22 protein-coding genes are annotated in these 24,849 nt (G+C 66.2%); 6 read left to right on the forward strand and 16 right to left on the reverse strand.

Annotated elements, in window-relative coordinates; genetic code table 11:
* The first annotated feature begins 151 nt into the window (after positions 1–151).
* Entirely contained in the window at positions 152–1,333 is a 1,182-nt protein-coding gene (locus K6G35_RS24460; protein ID WP_008649262.1) for a porin, read from the forward strand.
* On the opposite strand, the gene rrtA is transcribed toward K6G35_RS24460, so the two are convergent.
* The 5 genes from rrtA to K6G35_RS24485 form a co-directional block, all read right to left on the reverse strand.
* Positions 1,292–2,011: a rhombosortase gene (gene rrtA / locus K6G35_RS24465; RefSeq protein ID WP_234707055.1), complete on the reverse strand. Its 720-nt coding sequence runs from the start codon at positions 2,009–2,011 to the stop codon at positions 1,292–1,294. The genes K6G35_RS24460 and rrtA overlap by 42 nt on opposite strands.
* On the reverse strand, positions 1,942–4,464 hold the full coding sequence (locus K6G35_RS24470) for an ExeM/NucH family extracellular endonuclease (protein ID WP_286881981.1): 2,523 nt from the start codon (positions 4,462–4,464) through the stop codon (positions 1,942–1,944). The genes rrtA and K6G35_RS24470 overlap by 70 nt, the downstream gene beginning before the upstream one ends.
* A gap of 528 nt (positions 4,465–4,992) precedes the next feature.
* On the reverse strand, positions 4,993–5,805 hold the full coding sequence (locus tag K6G35_RS24475) for a MetQ/NlpA family ABC transporter substrate-binding protein (protein ID WP_008642460.1): 813 nt from the start codon (positions 5,803–5,805) through the stop codon (positions 4,993–4,995).
* 199 nt (positions 5,806–6,004) lie between these two features.
* Positions 6,005–8,023 carry a sensor histidine kinase gene (locus K6G35_RS24480; RefSeq protein ID WP_495676471.1) on the reverse strand — a complete coding sequence of 673 codons (2,019 nt, stop codon included), beginning with the start codon at positions 8,021–8,023 and terminating at the stop codon, positions 6,005–6,007.
* Entirely contained in the window at positions 8,020–8,733 is a 714-nt protein-coding gene (locus tag K6G35_RS24485) for a response regulator transcription factor (protein ID WP_008642462.1), read from the reverse strand. Before K6G35_RS24485 ends, K6G35_RS24480 begins: the two co-directional genes overlap by 4 nt.
* A gap of 359 nt (positions 8,734–9,092) precedes the next feature.
* On the opposite strand from K6G35_RS24485, the gene K6G35_RS24490 reads away from it, so the two are divergent.
* Positions 9,093–10,400: a cation:proton antiporter gene (locus K6G35_RS24490; RefSeq protein WP_495676472.1), complete on the forward strand. Its 1,308-nt coding sequence runs from the start codon at positions 9,093–9,095 to the stop codon at positions 10,398–10,400.
* A gap of 6 nt (positions 10,401–10,406) precedes the next feature.
* On the opposite strand, the gene K6G35_RS24495 is transcribed toward K6G35_RS24490, so the two are convergent.
* Positions 10,407–11,312 (reverse strand): DMT family transporter, encoded by a 906-nt coding sequence (locus K6G35_RS24495; RefSeq protein ID WP_017513544.1) that lies wholly within the window; start codon positions 11,310–11,312, stop codon positions 10,407–10,409.
* A gap of 142 nt (positions 11,313–11,454) precedes the next feature.
* Here K6G35_RS24495 and K6G35_RS24500 point away from each other — a divergent pair, with 142 nt between their 5' ends.
* Positions 11,455–11,892 carry an Lrp/AsnC family transcriptional regulator gene (locus K6G35_RS24500; RefSeq protein WP_008642468.1) on the forward strand — a complete coding sequence of 146 codons (438 nt, stop codon included), beginning with the start codon at positions 11,455–11,457 and terminating at the stop codon, positions 11,890–11,892.
* Between the two features lie 28 nt (positions 11,893–11,920).
* Complete coding sequence (locus tag K6G35_RS24505) at positions 11,921–12,220, forward strand: DUF1330 domain-containing protein (RefSeq protein WP_008642472.1); 300 nt, start codon at positions 11,921–11,923, stop codon at positions 12,218–12,220.
* A 312-nt stretch (positions 12,221–12,532) separates the two neighbouring features.
* On the opposite strand, the gene K6G35_RS24510 is transcribed toward K6G35_RS24505, so the two are convergent.
* From K6G35_RS24510 to K6G35_RS24530, 5 genes are all read right to left on the reverse strand, one after another.
* Complete coding sequence (locus tag K6G35_RS24510) at positions 12,533–12,820, reverse strand: DUF4148 domain-containing protein (RefSeq protein WP_186425859.1); 288 nt, start codon at positions 12,818–12,820, stop codon at positions 12,533–12,535.
* Between the two features lie 160 nt (positions 12,821–12,980).
* Positions 12,981–13,835 (reverse strand): methionyl-tRNA formyltransferase, encoded by an 855-nt coding sequence (locus tag K6G35_RS24515; RefSeq protein WP_008642476.1) that lies wholly within the window; start codon positions 13,833–13,835, stop codon positions 12,981–12,983.
* A 186-nt stretch (positions 13,836–14,021) separates the two neighbouring features.
* Positions 14,022–14,831, reverse strand: coding sequence for an ABC transporter permease (locus K6G35_RS24520; protein ID WP_008642477.1), 810 nt, complete (start codon positions 14,829–14,831; stop codon positions 14,022–14,024).
* Positions 14,828–15,520, reverse strand: a complete 693-nt coding sequence (locus K6G35_RS24525) for an ABC transporter ATP-binding protein (protein ID WP_008642478.1) — start codon at positions 15,518–15,520, stop codon at positions 14,828–14,830. The genes K6G35_RS24520 and K6G35_RS24525 overlap by 4 nt, the downstream gene beginning before the upstream one ends.
* Positions 15,521–15,524: 4 nt before the next feature.
* Positions 15,525–16,277, reverse strand: coding sequence for an SDR family NAD(P)-dependent oxidoreductase (locus K6G35_RS24530; RefSeq protein WP_008642479.1), 753 nt, complete (start codon positions 16,275–16,277; stop codon positions 15,525–15,527).
* 252 nt (positions 16,278–16,529) lie between these two features.
* On the opposite strand from K6G35_RS24530, the gene K6G35_RS24535 reads away from it, so the two are divergent.
* The gene (locus K6G35_RS24535) at positions 16,530–17,435 is read left to right on the forward strand and encodes an EamA family transporter (protein WP_080709861.1); all 906 of its coding nucleotides are present in this window, start codon (positions 16,530–16,532) and stop codon (positions 17,433–17,435) included.
* On the opposite strand, the gene K6G35_RS24540 is transcribed toward K6G35_RS24535, so the two are convergent.
* From K6G35_RS24540 to K6G35_RS24560, 5 genes are all read right to left on the reverse strand, one after another.
* Complete coding sequence (locus tag K6G35_RS24540; RefSeq protein ID WP_495676473.1) at positions 17,359–18,810, reverse strand: FAD-binding oxidoreductase; 1,452 nt, start codon at positions 18,808–18,810, stop codon at positions 17,359–17,361. The genes K6G35_RS24535 and K6G35_RS24540 overlap by 77 nt on opposite strands.
* Before the next feature lie 8 nt (positions 18,811–18,818).
* The gene (gene hpaI / locus K6G35_RS24545) at positions 18,819–19,622 is read right to left on the reverse strand and encodes a 4-hydroxy-2-oxoheptanedioate aldolase (RefSeq protein ID WP_495676474.1); all 804 of its coding nucleotides are present in this window, start codon (positions 19,620–19,622) and stop codon (positions 18,819–18,821) included.
* Between the two features lie 36 nt (positions 19,623–19,658).
* Positions 19,659–21,128 carry an NAD-dependent succinate-semialdehyde dehydrogenase gene (locus tag K6G35_RS24550; RefSeq protein WP_286881987.1) on the reverse strand — a complete coding sequence of 490 codons (1,470 nt, stop codon included), beginning with the start codon at positions 21,126–21,128 and terminating at the stop codon, positions 19,659–19,661.
* Positions 21,129–21,191: 63 nt separating this feature from the next.
* Positions 21,192–22,715 carry a UxaA family hydrolase gene (locus K6G35_RS24555; RefSeq protein WP_215242680.1) on the reverse strand — a complete coding sequence of 508 codons (1,524 nt, stop codon included), beginning with the start codon at positions 22,713–22,715 and terminating at the stop codon, positions 21,192–21,194.
* A 16-nt stretch (positions 22,716–22,731) separates the two neighbouring features.
* Positions 22,732–23,757: a tripartite tricarboxylate transporter substrate binding protein gene (locus tag K6G35_RS24560; RefSeq protein ID WP_495676475.1), complete on the reverse strand. Its 1,026-nt coding sequence runs from the start codon at positions 23,755–23,757 to the stop codon at positions 22,732–22,734.
* A gap of 135 nt (positions 23,758–23,892) precedes the next feature.
* Here K6G35_RS24560 and K6G35_RS24565 point away from each other — a divergent pair, with 135 nt between their 5' ends.
* On the forward strand, positions 23,893–24,849 hold the full coding sequence (locus tag K6G35_RS24565) for a LysR substrate-binding domain-containing protein (protein WP_495676476.1): 957 nt from the start codon (positions 23,893–23,895) through the stop codon (positions 24,847–24,849).

Here is a 24,849-nt window from a genome sequence, read left to right on the forward strand (position 1 = left end):
AGGCAGGCACGTCGGTGGCCTGGCGAACATCCGCAGTGTGGGCAGTACCGGAAGATTGTCTGGAGAGATTCCATCATGGCTGGGAGCGCCATCGGTGGAGGGGGGCGTTTGCTGTCCGGATAAAGAAGAACAACAAGCGGAGGGGCTCAAGATGCAGCGGAAGTATCTTGCAGTGGCAATCCTATGCACCGGCGCCAGTGTCGGGCACGCCCAGTCGACCGTGACGCTCTACGGCGTCGTCGATGCGAACCTCGAATTCGCCAACCATCTGGGCGCCGTGCCGGTTGCCGCGAATGGCTTCAACCCTGGCCCGTCGAACAACGTCTTCCGCATGGATTCCGGCGGTGTGTCGGGTTCGCGCTGGGGCCTGCGCGGCTCGGAAGGGTTGGGGGGCGGCCTGAAGGCCGTCTTCGTGCTGGAGAGCGGCTTCAACCTTGATACCGGCACCTCGCAGCAGAGCGGCCGCCTGTTTGGCCGGCAGGCATTCGTGGGCTTGCAGAGCGATTATGGCCAGCTTTCGCTGGGCCGGCAGTACACCTCCATGTTCGAAGCGCTGGCGAACTTCGCGCCAGCCGCGTACGCGACGCAGTACGAGCCCGTCGTGGTCATGGCGGGCGCGAATTTCCGTGAGGACAACACGATCAAGTACACGGGAAGCTTTGGGCCGATCACGGCGCTGGGGCACTTTTCGTTCGGTACGGGCCTGGCCTTGCCGCCCACGGTGGGCGCCCCGTTCATCCTCGGCGGCAACGGCGAGGTACCGGGACAGTTCCGGCGTGATACGGCCTACGGCGCGGCACTGGTATATGCCACCGGACCACTTGGCGTGGTGGTGGGCTACGACCAGTTCAATCCGACTATCGCGCCCACCGCGCAGCCGACCAATGCTGGTACCGGCACCTTCAAGAAGGCCACGGTCGGCGCCAGCTACGCGATTGGGCCGGCGAAGGTCATGGCGGGATACCGGTGGGGCCAGAACAAGAACCAGCAGGGCGCCGAGTTCCTGCGCGATGACTTCTACTGGATCGGCGGGACGTACCAGATCACGACGGCCATCGGGCTGACGCTCGAGTACAACTACGACAACGTCAAGAATCAGTTCGGCGATGCGCACCTGGCCAACCCGTGGCAGATCTCGGCTATCTCCAACTATGCGTTCTCCAAGCGGACTGACGTCTACGTGACGGCGGCCTACACCAAGAACGCCGGTCTGGCGATGGAGTCCGCCGCGATTTTCTATGCCAACAGCCTGTCGCTTGGCAACAGCTATGCCCTGGCCAACGGGCAGAGCTCAATGTTCGGCATCGCGGTGGGGCTGCGTCACAAGTTCTGAGCGTTTGACGGGTCCGACAGGCAGACGGTCCAGACGCATCAGGGGCAGGAAGAGGATTGCCGCCCCACTTGCCAGCCCGGCGAGATGGGCGGCGGCCAGCGGTGGCGCGCCCAGCCATGCGGCATCCGCCGCGCCCCCACCGCCCAGCCACTGCCAGAGCGCACGGACAATCAGCACGCCGAGCACCAGCGCGGCGGTTGCTTCCGCGCGGGCACGCGGCAGCAGTGCCAGCGCGGCCAGGCCGTAGTTGACGCCCGAGAACCCGGCATAGTGCTGCAGACCGGGCAAGGTGGCGAACAGAGCCAGACCAATGATCGTGGCCAGCAGCAGGCAACAGCGCCACGCACACAGCGGCGCGGGCAGGATTGCCGCCAGCGCCACCACGCCCCCGACGTTAAGCAGGCAGTGCGTCCAGCCCAGATGCACGAAGTGGCCGGACACCAGTCGCCAGACTTCTCCGCTGGCGATGGCCGACCGTTCGTACCGTAACGCATCGGCCATCGTGGCGCCGCCCGCCTGCAGCGCGAGCATCAGCAGGGCGACGGCGAGGAAGCCCGGATGGACCGGGCTTCGCCACCGCCAGTCAGGCCTGCGGCGCGCCAGGGCGTTCAGACTGCCCACGAGCGCCACGAGCGGCGGCGTGCCAGCGCTGCCACGCCAGCGGCCAGCGTCAGCCACGTGAACGGGTCCATCGAGCCGGCGCCGGAGTTGCCGGAATCGGCCGATCCGCTGGAGCCACCGGAACCCGCCGTACCGCTGGTACCACCAGTGCCACCTGTGCCCGAGGTGCCGCCAGACGAGCCACCATTGCCGCCTGTGCCACCACCGGTCGACTGCGTGTTCAGGGCCAGATCGACCAGCACCGGATCATGGTCCGACGAACGGTAAGGGTCGGCCGCATAGAACGTCTGTTGCTGCTCGGCGCTCTTGTACGCGAACGAGTATTCAAGCGCGATCGGTTCGTCTGCGTTGATGTGCCATTCATGCACGGCACGCACGCGGTCTGCCAGTGCGGAAGTGGCCAGTGCGTGGTCGATGTAGCCTGATTCACCGCCGAACACGTAGCTGTACGCATCCTTGCCTACGAACTTTGCCACCATGTCGGCGTAACCCTTTTCGGCGAACAGCAGTACCGGATCTTCCTTGGCGTAGCTGTTGAGGTCACCGATCAGCAGCTTGCCCACGTCGGCCACGCCGGTCGGGGAGGTAGCCAGCCAGTCTGCGATCAGGCCCGCCGCGCGCAGGCGGGTGGGGTTCCAGCAGCTCTGGCCGTCGCCCTGGTCGGCGTCCTTGCCGGTGGCGCCGGTGCAGCCCTTGGACTTCAGGTGGTTCACCACCACCGTGAAGTTCTGCGTGCCGCCCAGGCGGCGGAACGTGCGGGCCAGCGGCTGGCGGTTCTTGTCGTCGATGGCCAGCGTGGCGGGCACGCCCACCGGTTCCACGTTGCGGCTGTTGTAGATGATCGCCACGGTGATCGCGTCGCCGCCCAGCTTGGGCAGGCCTGGATCGACGTAGCGCCAGTCGGCGCCGAGCTGGCTCGTCAGGCGGCGAATGGCGCTCAGGTCGCCGTAGCCGTCGTTCTCGATTTCCATCAGGCCGACCACATCGGCGTCGATCGCGCGGATGGCGGCAACGATCTTGGCTTCCTGCCGTTCGAACTCGGCTTGCGACTTGGCGCCACGGTTGTTCGGGTCGTCGAAGCCAGCGCCCTTGCCGTCGCCGTTGAAGTAGTTCAGCACGTTGAACGAGGCCACGCGCACGTCAGCCTGGGCATGGCGCGTGGGCGCGCCCGTGCGCGGATTGCTGGCGGCGTTGAACGCGGGGGCGGCGGCACCCGGTACCGGCTGCAGGCGCCAGGCGTTGTAGCGGATCTCGAGCACACCCTGCACGCCGCTGACCGTGTAGCCGGCACGCACCGGATTGGCCGCGGACAGGCCCGGGGCGGGGTAGGGCACAGTGGCGGGGTTCTGCAGATTCGAGCCGTCGTCCAGCACCAGGCGATTGAGCGCGTTGGCGGCAGCTTGCGCAGCGGCGCCGTTCGCGGCCGGGGCCACGTTGGTCGGCAGTGGCAGGCGGCCGTTGCTGAGCAGCACGCTGCCATAGCGGCCAAGCTCGTAGGTTTCGCTGACCGTCAGCGTCTGGGGCAGGCGCACCAGCATCCCTTCATAGGCCGACAGCGACTTGGCGTCAGCCAGCGGCAGCGTGACATCGACTGCCGTCACCTTGTTGCCGCTGGAGCAGCTGGCCAGGCCGTTCGCAGCCAGCGTCAGTTGCGTCTGGCCGTACTTCTCCTCGACCTTGCCCACCAGGTGGACCAGGTCGCCGGCGCGCGCGGTTACGCCGGGCGCATAGACGAAGATACCTTCGGAGACACCGGGCAGCTTGCGGCGCTGTGCGTCGGGCTGCTGCACGAAGAATCCGCTGAAACCGCCGGTGCCGCTGTAGTCGGCGGTGACCACGGCCTCGATCTCGACGTTCTGGCCGGCCAGCGGCGAGGTCGATGTCGCGCCCTGGACGTCCGCGAGGTGTGTCGCCGGCGCGCCACACACTGCTGCGACCGGCGGCGGCGTGACGGTGCCCGCGCCGTTGTACAGGCCCAGGTCCGAGAAGTCGTCGACGTTGAACGAATCCCACTGCACAGCCGGATCAAAGGCCGCGGTGATATCCGTGTCGCCCTGCGTCACCGAAGCCTTGCGGCGTAGCGTGTGGTCCTTGGTGCCGGCAGTGGCCGTACCCCAGAAACCTGACGGGGGCTGGAAGCCGACCTGTCCGATATGGTCCACCACGGTACCTGAGCGCGTGAGCGTGAGGGCGTCGTCGCCATTGAACGTGAACGTCGCGGTCTGGTTGACCTTGGAGCCGAGCACCGCGGCCAGCGTGCTGTGCGCCAGGACGTAGACCGACCCCGGCGCGAGCTTGCCGGTGAGCTGGAATGTGGCATTCGGCGCGGTGACGCCGTTGTTGTACTGCTCGATCTTGTAGAGCGACAGGTCGGCCTCGGTGGCATCGGGGTTGTAGATCTCGATGGCCTTGTTGTTCGAGGTACCCTCGACGTACTCACTGATGATCAGCTCGGCATGGGCGGGTAGCGCCATGAGGAGCACGGCTGGAAGTGTGTAATGCAAACGCATGGATTGGCTCGGATGGAATCGCGCGACTTGGGCACGGGGTGTTGTGGGGACTGCGAAGCGCGAGATGCTATGCGGCGTCGATGACGCGCCAATGACTGGCTGGCATACATTTGACCGGTGCTATGCCGGGTCGCGCTTGTTTCCATCCGCAGGCTCGCCTTCTGGTGGCGAGGGCCTGATCCTCCGGGACGTTTTACCTGTGTTGCGTGACGCGAAGATGGCTACGTGCCTGGCGGACACGGGCCGTTGGCAAGAAGGCGGCGTTACTTCTGCCCATCCGTGGCGACGATGCCGGGCGCGGTTCGCAGTGCCTCGTCCTTGAACCTTGGCATGTCATGGGGCAGGTCCGAAAACGCTTCCAGAATATGGCGGTACGAGCCCCGCCCGGCTGACCCCGAAGGTAACGACAAAGGGAAAAACATCCGGGTCATCGTCTCTGGATGCCGAAAGCGGCAGGTCATCCCTGACGATCGGCCTCCAGGCATCCCTGAAGAGCCGGGCTGGCTGACCAGCCCGACACGTGCCACATCAACGTTGATATGCCGGCGCAACGAATCCCGCGAAACGTTGCTGCGTGACCTGCTTGAATGCCTGTGAACGATAGGCATCGCGGATGTCCGCGACATAAGGCCGGTTCAGATCGCTGGTCCTGACGGCGACCAGGTTCATGTAGTAGTCAGGAATCTTTTCAAGCGCCAGCGCGGTGGTGAGTTTCAGGCCGGCAGCCAGCGCGAAATTTCCGTTCACGAAGGCATAGTCCACATCGTCCAGCGAACGCGGCAACTGCGCTGCCTCCAGTTGAATCAGCTTGAGCTTGTGCGGGTTGCCGTCGATGTCGCGCTCGGAGGCGCGCACGGCATCAGTGCCGGGTTTGAGCGTGACCCAGCCGATCTGCTGCAGGATCGCGATGGCCCGCGCCAGGTTGGTGGGGTCATTGGGCAGCGATACGGTGGCGCCGGTCTTCACCTCGGCCAGCGACTTGTGCTTGCGGCTATAGATGCCGATCGGCGCGGTGGGAACCTGGACGATTTCGGAGAGCGCCAGCTTGCGGTCGCTCGAGAATTTCTTCAGATAGACCACATGCTGGAACGCATTGGCGTCGATGGCGCCGTCGGCCAGCGCCAGATTCGGTTGGACGTAGTCGCTGAACTCGATGATGGTGACCTTGTAGCCCTGCTGTTCGAGGATTGGCTTGACCCCGTAGCGGATCTGGTCGGCATAGGGGCCGGCGGTGGCGCCGAAGCGGATCTCCTTCTTGTCGGGGTCCGCTGCTCCTGCAGCCTGCATCACCGTTACCGCAAGCAGCGCGGTGAACAGACGTAGTCCCTTGCCCAGCTTCATCGTCTTCTCCCTTCTGGCCCTGTTGTTCTTGATGGATGTCGTCGTGGCATGTGCCATGGCGTTGGGCCATTGTATGGCCGACCCGCCGCGGGGAGAACGATCAAGCAGACATACGCTTATGCGTCAGGCGTATATGGACGGCGGTGTGGGTGTCGGTGTGGGTGTCGGTGCGTGCGATAGCGTGCGCCGCAGGTACCATTCAGGCCGGGTCTGTCTCGGGCCGCGGCATGGCGGTATCCGTCCAGCGATCCGGACGCAGCAGCAGGCGCACGGCCGTGCCGTGGGGCGACGATTCGATCTGCAGTTCGCCGCCGATGCTGGCCGCGCGGCTGCGCATGTTGGCCAATCCATGACCTTGCGACGCAGCCGTGGTATCGAACCCCGGTCCGCTGTCGCGAATCTCGATGACGATCGCGTCGGCATCGTCGGCATCGTCGGCATCGTCGGGCAGGCTGCGCGCGATGACCCGGATCACGCCGCCCGCCGCGTATTGCATGGCGTTCGAGAACGCTTCGAGCAGCAGGTACTGCAACTCACGCACGATCTGGGGCGTGAGTCCTTTCAGTTCTGGCAGGCGGTCCACCTGCCAGTCCACTGTCATGCCCGCCGCTTCGAGCCGTTCACGCAGGCGGTAGCGCAGCGTGCCGAGCACGGCTGCCAGGTCTCCACCGGTGTCCTGCATCGCGTCGACCGAGAGCTTCAGCGCGTCGAGGGCCTGCTGCAGGTGCTTCTGCATGACCGGCGACGAGGTCTGACCCGAGCGCACCAGACTGAGGGCGCCAACCAGCGTGCTGCCGAGCCCATCGTGCATGTCGCGCATGATGCGGCCACGTTCCTTTATCGCGGCCTGTTCGCGTTCGATCTCGCGCGATCGGGCGTAGAGCTGCCGCAGTTCGTCTTCCTTCTGCGCCACCTTCCGATCCAGATCGCGGTTGAGGTCCGCCAGCATCCGGCTGGTACCGGTGAAGCGTTCCACCAGCAGCCATGCCATCGCCAGACTGAACAGCAACGACACGTACTTCGTCAGGGCGGTTTCCCAGTAGAAGTCGCCGATCATGGTGATCCGGATAAAGTCCGCCAGCGTGAGTGCCGTGGCAAGCCCGAGCGCGCCGGCCAGCACGATGCGCTCGCGATTGGGGCGACGCCATGCCGACCACACCAGCGCGCCGCCGACGCAGCAGGCCATCACCACGTTGACCGCCCAGTCGGCCAGCTTCAGGTAGGGCATGCTGAGTACGCTGGCCATCAGCAGGATCAATGGCAGCTTGAGCCACAGATACCCGTTGACCAGCCAGCCCGGCCAGCGCGCGCGCACGTCGATGACGATGAATGCGAACTTCGCGGTGGCCAGCATGAAGACAGCGCGGCCGGAGAGGATGATGACCTGCCAGAGACCACGCGGCAGCGGCGCGTCGGTCAGGAAGAACTCGGCCAGGCTGATGGCCCAGGCGATCTCCGCCAGCGCATAGAGCCCGAACAGCGGATCGCGCTGGCGCCACCAGATCATCAGCGAGATGCCGGCCAGCACCAGGCTGACAGCCGCAATCACCAGCGGGCCGATCACGCGGAACCAGAGCGCGCGGTCATAGTGCGCGCGCGTCACGCTGTCGGGCCCGAACTCGATCGCCGACAGGCCGCCACGCGCGTCCGCCCGGGCGGAGATCGTGACCAACAGTTCGTTGTCGGGCTGCAGCATGGCCTGCGGCACGGGCACATGGAGCGGACGCTGTCCGCCATACAGGGCCGGCGCGCAAAGGTCGCCGGCAGTGGCCAGCAGCTTGCCGTTCAGACGCATCTCGAAGCTGTTGGCCGCGCGTGCGAGGTAGAACCCCAGACCTTCGCGGTCGCCAGCCTCATGGGGAAAGCGGATACGGAAAGTGGCCGTGCCACTCTGGCGCGGCAATTCGCGGTCCCAGTAGTACGGCAGCGAGACCGGTGCGGATGGCGAGCCAGTGCTGCCAGCGGCGTTGTCGTGTGCGTGTGCGTGTGCGTTTGCGCCGCCGCTGCAGTGGATCGCGCCGAATGTGGCATCGGCTTGCCTGAAGATCTGTGTGGAGGCGTTGGTGGCGTCTTCGCGCTTGTCTTCGTGCTTGTCGTCGCCGACGGACGAGCACGCGGCCAGCATCAGCGCGGCCAGGGTGACGAACCCGAACAGCAAGGCGATCCATCGCGAGGAGCGCGGGGCGGAAGCGAGGCGCGCGATCACCGTGCGGCTCACATGGATTTCAGCAGACCAAGCTTGTGGGCTTCGAAAACCGCCTCGGAGCGCGAGTTCACGGCCAGCTTGCCGTAGATGTTGCGAATGTGGGCCGCCACCGTATTCACGCTGATCGACAGGTGCCGGGCGATTTCCGCATAGGTGTAGCCGCGCGCGACGAGGTCGAGAATCTCGGACTCGCGCGCGGAGAGCGCAACGGCGGCTTCTGGTAACAACGGCGTAGCCGGTTCCGCACGGACGGCGCGCGGGGCAGGGATGTTCGCATCGCGCAACCGGTTGATGACGCGGCGGGCGATCACGGGACTCATCGGAGAGCCGCCCGCGCGAAGTTCGCGCACGGAAGCGCGCAGGTCTTCGTCGGAAGCGTCCTTGAGCAGATAGCCGGTGGCCCCGGCCGAGATGCTGGCCAGCACATTGGCCTCGTCACCGAACATGGTGATGACCATGCACTCGCAGTGTGGGTGCCGGTGCCGGGCAAAGCGGATCACATCAATGCCGGAGCCATCGGGCAGGCCCAGGTCGCACAGCACCACATCGGGCGTATTGACGGTCAGCCACTCGCAGGCGCTGACGCGGTTGTGGCAGGTTGCCATCACATGGATGCCGGGCACGCTGGCAAGCGCGGAAGTCAGGCGGGCACTGGTGGCCGGGTCGTCTTCTACAAGCATCACGCGGATATCCGCGTCCATCGCCGGGGGCTGGTGGGTCATGGTCTGGTCGATCGGCCACTTCGGTTGCGCAGTCCGGCCTGCGGCGCCGTTTGCCGCGCCGGCCAGGCAGGGGCTGGCGCCGGCCTATCCTAGCGACGGCGACCCGCACGGTCAATGCCACGCAGGGGTTGTGGCGGATCGCATACGGTCACCGGTGGGAGGCAATACCCCGCCCCGCCTTGCAGCGCGGGGCTCCGCACGGCTCCGCCGTCACTCTGCAATGCGGAATTGCGCGAATCGGCAGAATCTTGGCCGCCAGCCGTGCATCTAACCGGTCTACTCAATGCTCGTCCCGCAATAGTGCCGGAAGAGCCGCCAGCGCCCTCAGCCAACTCCCCATCCGCATCAGGAGCCCAACCTTGGACGTTGCCATTGAACTGACTACGCGAGTCGGCGTGCTGCTGTTCTTCATCGCCATTTGCCATGTCATCGCACAACGCGTGCGGTTGCCCGACCCGATCATCCTGACGGCCGCCGGCGTCACTATCGGCTTCGGCTATGTGGCGCTAGAGCATGTCGCGCCCGCATTCGCAGCCAACACCATCGCGCCGTTCCTGTCGCCGGCCATGCCGCCCGAGGCCTATCTCTGGATCTTCCTGCCGCCAATCCTGTTTCAGGCGGCAATCGAGGTCGATAGTTCAGGGTTCGTCGCCGACCTCGGCCCAATCCTGCTGCTGGCCATCGGCGCCGTGGTCGCGGCAACGCTGAGCGTCGGCGCGGTGGCTTACCTGACCAGCGGGCAGGGACTGATCGCCTGCCTCTTGCTCGGTGCGATCGTCAGCACCACCGATCCGTCCACCGTCATCGGCCTGTTCCAGAGCAGTGGCGCGCCGGCGCGGCTGATTCGGCTGGTCGAAGGCGAGAGCCTGTTCAACGATGCCGCCGCGATTGCGATCACAACCTTGCTGACGGGCGTGATTTCGGTCATGCCGACACACGATGCCGCGCATTTTCCGCTGGCCCAGTTTCTTCTCTCGCTGCTTGGCGGTTGCGCGGTCGGCTGGCTCGTGGGCGTGGTGTTGGTGTTCGTGTCGGGCGCGATGCGCAGCCCGCCGTTCGCCGAGTACTCGCTATCGCTCGCGTTGCCTAACCTGATCTATCCGTTCGCGGAGCGCGTGCTGCATGTGTCGGGCGTGGCGGCGGTGGTGTGCGCGGGGCTCGTGGTCGGGCGGATCATGCTTTCGCGGCGCCCTGCATCGCACGTCAAGCTGTTTCGCCAGTTGTGGCTCTATCAGGCCACCATTGCTAGCGCCAGCGTGTTGCTGCTGGCGACAGCACACGTGCCGTCGCTGCTCGACGACCTGCGCATGATCGACGTCGTCATCCTGCTGCTCGTGCTGGTCGCGGCGGTGGCGAGCCGGTTCGGCATCTTGTCCGTGAGCATGCCGATGATGAGCCGGATTGGCATCTGCAAACCGTTGCCGGTCTCGCACCAGTTGCTGATTGCCTGGGGTGGCGTGCGTGGTCCCGTGACGCTGACACTGGCCATCTGCCTGGCCCGGAATCAGGATCTGGCGCCAGACACCCGCCATTTCGCGGCGGCCATGGCGGCGGGCTTCGTGCTGCTGAACCTGTTCTTCAACGGGCTGACGCTCAAGCTCTTCGCCCGTTGGCTCGGTGTCACGACGCCGGGTGGACGAAGGCCGGCCGTCATTGAAGTCGATTGACCGCTGTCAGGCGGACGGCTTGCGCGCGGCCGACGGCAGGCGCTTGCGCCACGACCATCCCATCGTCATGCCCGCGGCGGCCAGCAGGATCAGCGTGGCGCCGGCGATCTGCGACGGGTGCAGGTGATGGCCGAACGCGAGCCGGTCCACCAGGATGGCCACGATCGGATAGATGAACGACAACGCGCCAGTCAGCGAGGTGGAGAGTTTCTGGATGGCGCCATACAGCAGGATGTACATCACGCCGGTATGCACGAAGCCGAGGGTGACCAGCGTCGTCCATGTCGCCGCACCGGTGGGCCAGTCCGCTTGCAGGCTCATCGGGAGCAGCGTCACCGTGCCGACGATCACGTGAATCAGCGCGATCAGATGTGGCGGAACATCCTTGAGCTTCTTGGCGATCAGCGCGGCCAGCGCGTAGCAGAACGCGGCGCCCAGTGCCAGCAGGATCCCCACGAGATAGCGCCCATCCATGGCGCCGGCATCGGGCCCTGCGCGCACGATCAGCAGCATGCCGCCGAACGCCAGCACGAGCCATCCGAACCTGGCGAGCGTCAGGCGCTCGCCAAGGAACAACGCGCCAAGGCCAACGAGCATGAACGGCTGCGTGTTGTAGACCGCCGTGGCGATGGAAATGGACGCGCCGGAGTAGGCCGAGAACAGCAACAGCCAGTTGGCGACGATGGCCAGGCCGCCAGCGACGGCCAGCGCCAGTTGCCGCCGGCTGATTCTGCCGGGACGGAGATAGCCTTTGGCCGCGCAGACCGGCAACAGCACGAGCGCGCCGAACGCGCAGCGCCAGAACACCACCTGGGTGACCGGTCGCCCGGATATCACCACCAGCCAGCCGATGGTGCCCGAGATCACCATCGCCGCAACCATCTCCATCATTCCGCGTGTCTTGTTGTCCACCGCGTTCCCTCCACAAGTCTCTTTGGCCTCTCTGGCATTCAGGGCTTGAATTCTAGGGGGTAAGACGGCGCTCGGGGATATCGGATTGCAGGCGAATGGACTATATTTCCGTCGTTTCCAAAGCTAAGACGGGAAATTCCTTATGTCCCTCGATGACATCGACCGTCGCATCCTGACACTGCTGCAGCAGGACGCGCGAATGCCGGTCAAGGCGCTGGCCGAGCAGATCGGGCTGTCGGCGCCGGGCGCGTCGGAGCGCCTGCGCAGGTTGGAGGACCGGGGCGTCATCCGGGGCTTCACAGTCGATGTCGAGCCCCGCACACTGGGCTTCTCGATGCAGGCCATCGTGCGGATCAAGCCACTGCCGGGCAAGCTGCAGGCGGTGCAACGATTGATCGAAGGTATTCCGGAATTCGCCGAGTGTGACAAGGTGACGGGCGACGACTGCTTCATCGGCCGGCTCTACCTGCGCTCGATCGAACATCTCGATCACATACTCGAAAGAATCACGGACCTGGCCGAAACGAGTTCGGCCATCGTGAAGTCACAGCCCGTCAAGCGCCGGTTGCCGCCGCTATAGTCGGGTTGCCGGATTACTCGGAGACATCATGCGCAAGGGATACTGGATTGCCGCAGTTGATATCGCCAACATGGATGGCTATCGCGGGTACATCACCGCCAACAAGGCCGTGTTCGACAAGTACGGCGCGCGCTTCCTGGTAAGGGGTGGCGAGCGGACCGTGGTCGAGGGTCATTGCCGGGACCGCATCGTCGTGATCGAGTTCGAGAGCTATCAGCGCGCACTGGAGTGCTACCGTTCGCCCGAATATCAGGCGCTGGTGGCGGTTCGATCGCCGCACTCGCAGGCGGACATCGTGGTGATCGAAGGTTACGGCGAAGAGGGCTGAGCACGCCGGGTGCGTATACGCAATGCGGCCTCGCTGGGTTTGAAACGAGGCCGGATGTGTGGTGGGTATGCGTGCGTATACGTGCGCAAACGTGGTGGGTAAACGGTGGTGAGTAAACGGTGGTGAGTAAACGCGGCCGAATGGCCTCCGGCCTTATCCACAGAAACTGTGGATAACATCGACATCGCCGCGCCAGGCCGCCTGCAATCAGGCGTTCGAGCTGGGCTGCTCAAGAAATGGGCAACCCGCGCCATCATCGACGGTTGCATTCCTGCCTGCCACTTCGCACGCAGGCATGCAACCTGCAACGGGCTACTTCATGTCGTGCGCATCCGGCTTCGTTGGCTTGCCTTCGTTCGGATGCTTGGCCGCGGCATGCTCCTCCTTGTGTCGCTTGACAGTTTGCTCGCTGGGCGGAAACTCCGCGTTGCCCCGCGCATAGGTGCCATCATGCTTCGCCTCGATCAGTTCCTGTCTCACCTGCGCGGTGGTGCGCTTGCTGCCGGTATCGCTCGTGCCCTGTGTGCCCTGTGTGCCTTGGGCGAATGCAGTGGCTGACGCGAGCGCCGGAATCAGCATCAACAGATAAGCGGTTTGCATCGTCTTGCCCTCCTTGTCATCAATGGCCCGTGCTGCTGCGCGGGCGGGTTGTTGTCAGGGACAAGAATGCTTCCGCGCCATGGTCACAGGCATGACGCAGGGGTGACATGTGCGCAATGTGCGGGGTGGCGCTGCCTGCGCCTCATGTGCGTCATGTGCTTCAGCGCCCGTTGAGCGCGCGGGTCGGCGGTGGCAATGCGCTCCAGTCGAGCAGTGCGATGAAGCCGTCGCGTGCCGCTACCACGAGGCTGCGCCGATAGTGGTGCACGACAGTGCCCGGCAGGTAGTCGTGTGTCTCGGGCCATCCCGCCGCATGACGAACATACAGCGCGATGGCGCCGACGTGCGCGATGCACTCGTGCTGTCCGAATGCCCGACAGAGGCGCAGAATCTCGGCCACCGGACCCGTGAAATCGAGCGTGCGGTCCGCATCGGTCAGCTTCGGCCAGTAGCTGCCGCCGGATTGTGGCTGGCTGGTATTCCACATTGAGCGGAAGTCGCTGGCCACGCGTGTGGCCAGCTTGCGTGCGGCAAGCTGCAGCTTCAACTGCAACGTCTCATGGCACTCGTCCGTCGTCAGCAAGACAGGTTCCGCGGCGAGGATATCGCCTGCGTCGAATGCGGGCGACACGCGATGACATGTCACCGCCCAGTCGCGGCGATCTTCCATGACTGCGCGGAACAGCGGGTAAGGCCCGCGCCCTTCCGGCAGCGGTGATGGATGAAAGTTGATCGCGTGATGCAGGTCGTGCGTCCAGTCGGGAATTTTCCAGCCGTGCCCGGCCACGACCAGTACCTCGCACTGCTGGTCGCGCAGCGCGCGCAGGTCCTCGGTGCGGATCGGCGACATGTGCACCGGAATGCCGAGCGATTGCGCCCGCGATACCACCTGCTCGTTGAAGTCATGCTGGTTGTCCACGGGCATCGTGAACAACGCCAGCGGCTGCCAGCCTTGCGCGACGAAGGCATCGAACACACCGCACCAAAGGTCGAACCCGGCAAAGGCAAAACGCATTCGGGTCTCCTGCTTACTTGATGGCCAAGGCCCGAATGCTAGTTGCCGCATCGGGCCTGCATCCGCGAAGCAGGAACCGGTTTACCCCGCATTTAACGGGCCGTAATCATTGGTATGCGCCCGGAATCACAAGATTACCGCAGGTATCCGCGAACCCGGGCTTGGCGTACATGGCGGATACAAGACTCAGTGGTCGGACCCGCGCGCGTCCAGGCGATCGAGCCGCAGGCGGTGTCGTTCGTCGGTCAGCCGCCATACCGCGAGCCATGCGGCAAGGAACGCGGCCAGCAGACAGCCGCCCGCCAGCAGGAACATCAGCAGGATCTGGTAACGGGCGGCGTCGATCGGGTCCATGCCAGCCAGGATCTGGCCGGTCATGATGCCCGGCAGCGTGATGATGCCGGCCGCGCCCATGACGTTCAGCGTCGGCAGCATCCCGCTGCGCACGGCCTGGCGCAGGATCGGGCCCAGTGCCGTGCGACGGTCGTCACCCAGGGCGATCCGTGCCTCGATGGCGCCGCGCTGGAGCCAGGCCGCATTGAATGCCGTGTGCAACGTCAGGCTGGCCGAACTCATGGCGTTACCGAGGATGATGCCGGCCAGCGGGATCGCGTGGCGCGCGTCGTACCACGGCGAGGGACGCAGCGCCGTGGTCAGCGCCAGCACGGTGATCGTCAGCGTCGGCACGCTGACCGTGGTCAGGCCGATCATCCACTGCCACGGGCCCCGCAGGCGCCGTTGCTGTCGGCTGCCAACTTCGCGCGCGGCCGCCACGACCATCAGCAGCAACACCAGCAGCGTGATCCACGGCGATGACAGCGCGAACACGGTTCGCAGCACCAGGCCCACGAGCAAGAGCTGCACGACCATGCGGAGCGCCATCCACAGCAAGGTGCGGTGGATGTTCAGTGACGTCGCCACCGACAGCCCCGCGCCCAGGATGATTAGCAGGCTGGCCAGCGCCAGGTCGCCAGTGGTCAGGATGATCGGACTCATGCGGAATGCATCTCCAGCGTCTTCAGCCCCGACGGGCTCATGACGTACTGCGCGTCACGCAGGCGTGCGGCTTGCGCCGGGTTGTGCGACACCATGAGCAGGCCGACACCGCCAGCCATGACCCGGCGCAGGACCGCCTCCACGGCAAGGGTGGTGTCCTGGTCCAGCGCGGAGGTCGGTTCGTCGAGCAGCAGGAATCGGGGGTGACGTGCCAGCGCGCGCATCAGCGTCAGCCGTTGCCGCTCGCCAGTCGAAAGCTGGCTGACCTGTGCCGACAGGATGTCCGGGCGCAGGCCAAGCTGATGCGCCAACCGATCGAGTTCGGGCCGGTTGTGCGCGAAATCGTCGAAATGGGCGCTCACGTCATCGGCCCACCATCCTGCGTCGGCGGCCACGTAGATGACCTGTCGCCGCCATGCCGGGCCGCTTATCGCGTTGCGTGAGGCGGCACCGAGGCGGACATCGCCGGTATTCGGATCGAGATCGGCGATCATGCGCAGCAGCAGGCTTTTGCCGCTGCCGGACGGGCCCGACAGGATCGTGCACTTGCCGGCGGGAATCACCAGCGAGTAAGGTCCACCACCATGGCCGCGATCATGGCCGCGCAGGTTTTCCACGTGGAGCGCGTCGTCTCCGGATGGCCGCCCGTCATGCGGAAGCGCGGCCGCCGGCCCGGCCATATTGGCCATGCGATCAGCCCTCTCGGTGAATCGTGAGCGGACCGAAGGTCTGGGTCACCGGCATCAGTTCCACGAAGTTGATGTTGACGCGCGCGGGCAGCGTGCCGGCCCAGAACACGGTCTCGGCGATATCGTCGGGTGTCAGCGCATCGGCGCCTTCATACACCTTCTGCACGCGGTTCTCGTCGCCGCCGAAACGCACCGACGAGAACTCGGTGCCACCTACCAGGCCCGGCGCCACGTCGGTGACGCGCACGCGCGTGCCCTGCAGGTCCGCGCGCAGGTTCAGCGAGAACTGGCGCACAAATGCCTTGGTCGCGCCATAGACGTTGCCGCCCGGATAGGCGTACGCCCCGGCCGTCGAGCCGATGTTGATCACATGACCGCGATTGCGCGCGACCATGCCGGGCAGCACCGCGCGCGTCACATACATCAGGCCCTTGATGTTGGTGTCGACCATGTTGTCCCAGTTGTCGAGGTCGGCAGCCTGAGCGGCTTCCAGACCCAGCGCCAGGCCCGCGTTGTTGACCAGCAGGTCGATCTCCGCGAAATCGGCCGGCAGGCTTGCGATGGCCTTGGCCACGGCCTCGCGGTCGCGCACGTCCAGGATCAGGGGCAGGACCTTGTCACGGCCGATTTCGTCGGCCAGCGCCTCGAGCCGGTCTGCGCGGCGGCCGGCGGCGATGATGTGGTGGCCCGCGGCGGCAAAGCGTCGTGCGATGGCGGCACCGAACCCGGCACTGGCACCGGTGACAAGTACGTTCATGGTGTTTCTCCAACGAGTAGAAGCAAATCTGGCAACGGATACTACACCGTCGGCTCGGGCGGTGTCTCCACCAGAAAGCGGACCCGCGATGGGCAGATGGAGGCGTGTCCCGTTGCGGACGCGCCCCGATTGATTACGAATGGTCAATAGTGTGTTGAACGCACGCCGATACCCGACGACCGGTTTGTCCAGTACGCTTCGAGCCATATGCGCCACGTGCCGCGCGCCACGCCAGAATCCCTGCCGGAAACCATGACCCATACCCGCACGACGGACCTGCTGCTGACCGCGCTTGCCCCCGCAATCTGGGGCAGCACCTATCTGGTGACCACGAACTGGCTGCCGCAGGGCTATCCGCTGACGGTGGCGATGCTGCGTGCCTTGCCGGCGGGCATCCTGCTGTGGCTGCTTGGCCGCCAATGGCCGGGCCGGGGCTGGTGGCCGCGTCTGCTGGTGCTTGGCGCGCTCAATTTCTCGTTCTTCTGGGCCATGTTGTTCGTCTCGGCGTATCGCCTGCCGGGCGGCGTGGCCGCGACGCTTGGCGCCATCCAGCCGTTGATCGTGCTGGGGCTGTCGCGCGTATTGCTTGGGTCGGCAATCCGCGTGGCCGCGATCGTGGCGGCCCTGGCCGGTCTTGCAGGCGTGGCGCTGCTGGTATTGACGCCGAAGGCGACGCTCGATGCGGTGGGCGTGGTGGCGGGGCTGGCCGGCGCGGTGTCGATGGCGCTTGGCACGGTGCTGACGCGCCGCTGGCAGCCACCCGTGCCGGCGTTGACGTTCACGGCCTGGCAACTGACGGCGGGCGGCCTGCTGCTGGTACCGTTCGCGTGGTGGCTGGAGCCGCCGCTGCCGGCGCTGACCCTGCCGAACGTGCTTGGCATGGCATGGCTCAGCCTGATCGGGGCGGCGCTGACCTACGTGCTGTGGTTCCGCGGCATTGCCCGGTTGGGGCCGGGCGCCGTAGCCACGCTGGGGTTCCTGAGTCCGCTGACGGCGGTGGTGCTCGGCTGGATCGCGCTGGGTCAGACGCTGAGCACGGCACAGCTCGCAGGCATGGTGCTCGTGCTCGGCGGGGTCTGGCTCAGTCAGCGGGCCCAGCGATCCGTGGCAGCACCCGTCCCGGGTTCAGCAGGTTCTTCGGATCGAGCGCGCGTTTGACCTGCCACATCAGCTCCAGCTCCACCGTGGACTTGTAGCGCGTCAGGTCGTCGCGCTTGGCCACACCAATGCCGTGCTCGGCCGAGATCGAGCCGTTCTCCGCGTGCGCGAGACCATCGACCAGATCGGATACGGGCTTGTACCACTGGGCCAGGAAGTCCCTGGCCGGGCGATCCTTCGGCCGCAGCGGGTTGAAGTGCACGTTGCCATCGCCCATGTGCCCGTAGATCACCATCCGCGTGGCCGGCTCCAGTGCCAGCACGCCTGCGGAAGCCTTGCCGATGAAGTCCGCGATACGCGATACCGGTACCGAGATATCGCACTTGATGCTGCCGCCGGTGCGCGTCTGGGCGTCGGAGATCTCCTCGCGGATGCGCCAGAATTTCTGCGCGTCGGTCAGGCTCGACGCCACGGCCGCATCCACCACCCATCCCTGGCCGAGGCCGGCTTCCAGGATCTCCATCAGCGTCGTGTTCAGGCTTTCCTCGTCGGCGCCCGATGTCAGTTCGATCAGCACCATCCAGTCATGCCGGCCTTCTAGCGGCGACGGTTCGTTGCCGAGATATTCGAGCACGAGGTCCAGCGCCGGCGCCGAGATCAGTTCGAAGGCCGTCACGGCCTGGCCGGACAGCGCCCGCGCTTCGCCCAGCAGCTTCACGGCTGCCTCGGGGCTTTGCACGGCCACGAATGCCACGGCCGACGAGCGCGGCTGCGGCATCAGCTTGAGTACCGCACCCGTGATGATGCCGAGCGTGCCTTCCGCGCCGATGAACAGGTGCTTGAGGTCGTAGCCGGTGTTGTCCTTGCGCAGGCCGCGCAGCGACGAGAACACGCGACCATCGGGCAGCACCGCTTCGATGCCAAGCACCAGATCGCGCATGTTGCCGTAGCGCAGCACCGCCGTGCCGCCCGCATTGGTGGACAGGTTGCCGCCGATCTGGCACGAGCCCTCGGAGCCGATGCGCAGCGGAAACAGGCGCTTGCTGTCCTCGGCGGCCTGCCGCGCGGCGGAGAGCGTGACGCCGGCTTCGACGGTCATCGTATCGTTGACGGTGTCGATCGCCAGCACGCGATGCATCTTGCGCAGGCTGATGACTACGGCCGTGCCGCTGTCGTCGGGCACCGCACCGCCCATCAGCGACGTGTTGCCGCCTTGCGGCACCACCGGCACGTCGTGCTGGTAGCACCAGGCCATCACCTGGCTGACCTGTTCGGTGGTCGACGGCATGACCACGACGGGCGACTTGCCGACGTAGATGCGCCGGTAGTCGGTGACAAACGGTTCGGTATCGGCTGCGGCGGTCAGGCAGCCATGCGGGCCGACAATGGCCTGCATGGCCTGAAGCAGAACGTCTTGGGAGGGCAGGGCGGTCATCGTGTGAATCAGTAGGCGGCGCCCGGCGCGCTGATCTGGCCGGCGCGGTCGGGCAGGAATTCGGCGGCCAGTTTGCGGGCCGCGTTGGCGTACACCAGCACGTCCACGCCGGTGGCGACGAACGTGCAGCCGAGTTCGAGATATCGGCGTGCCAGGGCAGGGTCTGAAGTCAGCGTGCCGGCGGCCTTGCCGCTGGCGACGATGGTGCGCATGGCGCTCTCGATCTGGGCCTGCACGTCCGGGTGGCCGGGTTTGCCGCGATGGCCCATCGATGCCGCCAGATCGGCCGGGCCGATGAACACACCGTCGACGCCATCGACGGCGCAGATCGCTTCCAGGTTCTGCATGGCGGTCACGGTCTCTGCCTGCACCAGCAGGCAGACCTCGTCGTCGGCCACGTCAAGGTAGTCGGTGCGCGCGCTCCATTGCGACACGCGGGCCACCGCGCTGCCCACGCCGCGCACGCCGAACGGCGGGTAGCGCGTGGCGCGTACCATTTCGGCTGCCTGCTCGGCGGTGTCGACCATCGGCACCAGCAGCGAGCGCGCGCCGATATCGAGCAGTTGCTTGATCAGCGCGGTCTCGCCGGCGACGGCGCGCACCACTGGCTGCGAGCGGTAGGGGCCGAGCACCTGCAGCGTCTGCAGGATCGTGCGCACGTCGTTGGGTGCGTGTTCCCCGTCGATCAGCAGCCAGTCGAAGCCGGCCGTGGCGGTGACTTCGGCGAAGTAGGGCGCGGCGCCGGACATCCAGAGTCCGATTTGCGCCTGGCGCGCGGTCAGCGCGGCCTTGAAGGGGTTGTGTGCGGGCATGATGTCTCCTGTCGGGCCTTCGTTGTCAGACGGATTTCAGAGCAATTGGCCCTGGCAGAGATACTTGGTATGCATGTAATCGTCAAGTCCGTGGCGCGAGCCCTCGCGCCCGTAGCCGGATTCCTTGACACCGCCGAACGGGGCGGCCTCCGAGGCCAGCGCCCCCTCGTTGATGCCGACGATGCCGGTCTCCAGCGCCTGCGCCACGCGCCAGATGCGGCGCACGTCGTTCGAATAGAAATACGCGGCCAGGCCGAACGGGGTGTCGTTGGCGTGGCGCACGACCTCGTCTTCGTGCCGGAAGCGGAACACCGGCGCCACCGGGCCGAACGTTTCCTCGTGCGCCAGCGCCATGGCCGGCGTGGCATCCACCAGCACGGTGGGCGCGTAGTAGTGCGGGCCGTCGCCGGTACGCACGCGCTCTCCGCCGGTCACCACGCGGGCGCCCTTGTCGACGGCGTCGCGCACGTGGCGGTCGATCTTGTCGACGGCACGCGCATTGATCATCGGGCCGATCTGCGCGGCGGATTCGGTGGCGGGCCCCACGTGCAATGCGGCCACGCGTGCCGCCAGCCGTTCGACGAACGCGTCATGCACGCCATCCTGGACATAGACGCGGTTCGGGCACACGCAGGTCTGGCCGCCGTTGCGGAACTTGGCAGCCATCAGGCCATCGACGGCGGCGTCGAGATCGGCATCGTCGAACACGATGAACGGCGCGTTGCCGCCGAGTTCGAGCGACAGTTTCTTGAGCGTGCCGGCCGATTCGCGCGCCAGATGCTTGCCGACCGGCGTGGAGCCGGTGAACGTGATCTTGCGCACGCGCGGATCGGCCAGCCAGGCATCGACGACGGCCGGCGTGTTGGCGCGGGACGCGGTGACGATATTGAGCACGCCCGGCGGCAGCCCTGCCTGCTGCGCGAGCCATACGAGGGCGAGGGCGGTCAGTGGTGTGTCCTCGGCGGGCTTGGCCACCACGGTGCAGCCAGCGGCCAGCGCCGGCGCGATCTTGCGCGCGATCATCGCCAGCGGAAAGTTCCACGGCGTGATGGCGGCCACCACACCCACGGGCTCCTTCAGCACGATCATCTTGCGGCCCGGCACCGCTTCGGCCACCACATCGCCGCAGATGCGCGTGGCTTCTTCGGCAAACCATTCGACGTACGACGCGCCATAGCGGACTTCGCCCAGGCTCTCGTGCGTCGGCTTGCCCTGCTCGGCGGAGATGATGCGCGCCAGGTCCTGCTCGTGAGCGAGGATCAGCGCGTGCCAGCGCTTGATCAGTTGCGCGCGTTCGCGAGCGGTGCGGTGGCTCCAGTCCGGGAACGCTGCTGCGGCCGCATCGGCGGCGCGCTGCGCGTCGGCGGCATTGCTATCGGGCACTTCGGCAATGACGTGACCGGTGGCGGGGTCGGTGACCGGTAGCCGGACGTGGGCGTCGCACCAGTGCTGGGCGATCAGGTTCCGGGTGCGGAGGAGGTCAGGGTTGGCGAGGGTGGTCAGCATAGGGAAGTGGGTGATGTCTGGCACGGCCGGGGGAGAGGGCTAACGTAGGAAGCACCAAAGGCGCTAGCTCACGATCCCCACGTGCCAGGGCACGAATTCATGGTCGCCAAGCCCAAGCAACTCGCTCTTGGTGGGCTCGCCCGACGCGGCGCGCAGGATGTGTTCGAAGATCCGTTCGCCCATCTGCGCCACGCTGAGTTCGCCGTCGAGCACCAGACCACAGTTGATATCCATGTCTTCCTCGAGCCGCCGATACATGGGCGAGTTCGACGCCAGCTTGATCGTCGGCGCGGGTTTGGACCCGAACATCGAACCGCGCCCCGTAGTGAAACAGATCAGGTTGGCGCCGCTGGCGATCTGGCCGGTGGCGGCGACGGGGTCGTAGCCGGGTGAATCCATGAACACGAAGCCGGCCGTGTCGATCGGCTCCGCGTACTCGTAGACGGCCTGTAGCGGCGTGGTGCCGCCTTTCATGGCCGAGCCGAGCGATTTCTCGAAGATATTGGCCAGTCCGCCCTGCTGGTTGCCGTGACCCACCACGCCGTTGAACTGCGCGTTCTGCCCGGCCGTATAGCGTTCCCACCAGGCCAGTCGGTCCAGCAGTTTCTGGCCGACCTCGGGCGTGACCGCGCGGCGCGTCAGCATGTATTCCACGCCGTGGATCTCGGGCGTCTCCGACAGGATTGCCGTGCCGCCGTGTCGCACCAGGATGTCCATCGCCGCGCCGAGCGCGGGGTTCGCGGTGATGCCCGAAAAGCCATCCGAACCGCCGCATTCCAGGCCGATCTTGAGGTGGCTGGCGCTGACACGCTGCCGTGTGAAGGCGTTGGCGGCGGGCAGCATCCGCTCCACGGCTTGTACGCCTGCCGCGATGGTCGCCCGGGTACCGCCGGTGTCCTGCATGACCAGCGTGTGGAGGTTCTCTCCGGGGACCAGTCCTTGCGATTCCACCAGCGAGGCCACCTGGTTGCGCTCGCAGCCCAGGCCGACGATCAGCACGCCAGCAAGGTTTGCATGGCGCGCGTAGCCGGCCAGCGTGCGGCGCAGCAGATCGAAGTGCTCGCTCGGTGACGACATGCCGCAACCGCTGCTCTGCGCGAACGCCACCACGCCATCGACATTGGGGTAGGCGGCCAGACGCTCGGGCGTGAAGTGCGCGGCAATGTGCTTGATCACCGTGGCCGAACAGTTCACCGACGACAGGATGCCGATGAAGTTGCGTGTGCCCACGCGCCCGTCGGGACGCACATAGCCCATGAACGTGGCGCGCTCGGCTTCGGGCACGTAGTCGATCGGGCGGACGTCGCTGCAGAAGGACGGGTCGCGATAGAAGTCCACCAGCCGGAGGTTGTGGCTGTGCACGTGGTCGCCCGGACCGATATCGCGGTCGGCTACGCCGATGACGGTGTCGTACTTGCGTACCTGTTCGCCGCGCGCAATCGCGCGCGCGGCAATCTTGTGGCCGGCGGGGACCTGCGCGCGCACGCGCAGGTCGAGGTCCGGCAGATGCTGGCCCAGCGTCAGGTCGCCACGGGCGATCAGGACGTTGTCGTTGGCGTGCAGGCGAATGACGGGGTTTGAGGTCACGATGGTTTTGCTTCGATCAGCCCTGTTGCAGCATTTCCTTGAGCTTCAGGCGCTGGATCAGTTGGGTTTCCTGGTCATAGACGGCGGCCACGTACTTCTTGTAGTCGGGGCCGTCCAGGTACATCACCGGCGCGTCGATGCGTGCAGCCACCGACTTGAATTCGGTGCTGGCCACGGCCGCGCGGAAGGCCTCGCGCAGCTTCATCTCCACGGCAGGCGGCAGCCCCTTGGGCGCGCCGATGCCGTTGGGCGCTTCCACCACGACGTTGTAGCCGAGCTCCTTGAGCGTGGGCGTGTCCTTGAAGCGCGGCGTGCGCTGCTCGCCCCAGGTGGCCAGCAGTCGTGCCTTGCCGGCTTCCACGTGCGGCGCCCACGAGCTGGAGTCGGCCAGCAGGTCCACCTGCCCGGCCAGCACGTCCTGCAGGGCTGCGGAGCCGCCCTTGTAGGCGATGGCGTTGAACTTGACGCCCGCGACCATGGCGAATTGCTCCATGCCCACGTGCGTGGCGCCACCAATGCCGGCGTGCGCGTAGGTGACGTGGCCCGGGCGTGCCTTGGCTTCGGCAATCACGTCGGCCAGCGTCTTGAAGCGCGAGTTCGTCGGCACGGCGATGCCGAATGTCTGGCCGGAAGTCCGCGCCAGATAGGTCAGTTCGGTGCGCGGGTCGAGTTGCAGAAGCCCGAGTTGCGAGAAGCGCGTGACCGAGATCGGAATCTGGCCGATCGTGTAGCCGTCGGGCGTGGCACGGGCCAGCGCCTTGGTGCCGATCATGCCCGACGCGCCGGCGCGGTTTTCCACCACGATCGACTGCTTGAGGATGCCGGTAGCCACCTGGCAAAGCGCACGCATCGACTGGTCCGCCGTGCCGCCGACGGGCCACGGGCAGATGAAGGTGATGGGACGTTCGGGATACTCGGCCGCGGCGCGTGCCGTGGCCGGCACGATCAGGCCGGCGGTGCCGGTGGCGGCAGCGGCGGTGGCCGCGGCGCTGCCCAGCAGCAGGCGGCGGCGCATGAGGCTGGTGGGGTTGCCTTGCGTCATGATGTCTCCGGTGTTGTTCGATGCGGCTGGTGCTCTGCCAGTCGCCATGCCGGCGATTGTGGTGGCGCGGATCATAACAATCCAATCAAAAAATGGCATTGCTTCATAACCAAAAGATTAGGTAGACTCGCCAGCATGGCCCACATCGACCGCGCGTTGCGCTCCAACATCAAACTACGCCACCTGCAGATGCTGGTGGCGCTGGACGAATTTCGCCACCTGGGCCGCACTGCCGAGTTCCTGGCAGTCAGCCAGCCGGCGGTGTCAAAGGTGCTGGTGGAAGTCGAAAAGATGATGGGTATGGCGCTGTTCACGCGCTCCACGCGCGGGACCGAGCCGACGCCGGCCGGTGAGGCGCTGGTGCGCTTTGCCCGTTCCGTGCTGGCCCAGTACGAAGTCACGCGTGACGAGATCGAGGCCGAGGCCAGCGGTGCGTCAGGCCGTGTGCGCGTGGGGTCGATGGGGGCGACGCTGCCGGTGTTGCTGGCCGGCGCGGTGGAGCGTCTCAAGCAGCAGTCGGCGCGCGCCACGGTGCTGATCGAAGAGGGCGATCTCACGCACCTGCTGCCACGGTTGCGGCTGTCGGAGCTCGACGTGATCGTCGGGCGGCTGGAGCCAGCCTATGCGGCGCCGGATCTTGTGACCGAACCGCTCTATGACGAACCGATGGTTGCCATCGTCGCCGCTGACCACCCGCTGGCGCGCAAGAAGCGCCCCGGCTGGGCGGATCTGGCGCGCGGCCCGCTGGTGCTGCCGCCGCCCTGGGCTTCACTGCGGGTCAAGATCGAGCAGGCGTTCTTCCGACATGGATTCGAGCCGCCGGTGGATCGGGTGGAGTCGTCTTCGTATCTGGCGGTGACCACGTTCGTGGCGAAGCGGCAGGCGGTCGGCTTTGTCGCGCGGACGGTAGGCCGCCAGCTTGAGGCCGAAGGGAGATTCCGCGTGCTGGCGATGCCGGTGGAGGTGGATTTGCCCCCGGTAGGCCTGATCACGTTGCGGGACAGGCGACTGGCGCCGGGCGCCACGCAATTGATGGCGTGCCTGCGTGCCGAAGCCGGTGAGATCGCGCAGGCTGGCGCCGATCAGCCTTGA

Source organism: Cupriavidus sp. HY129 (assembly GCF_059492215.1).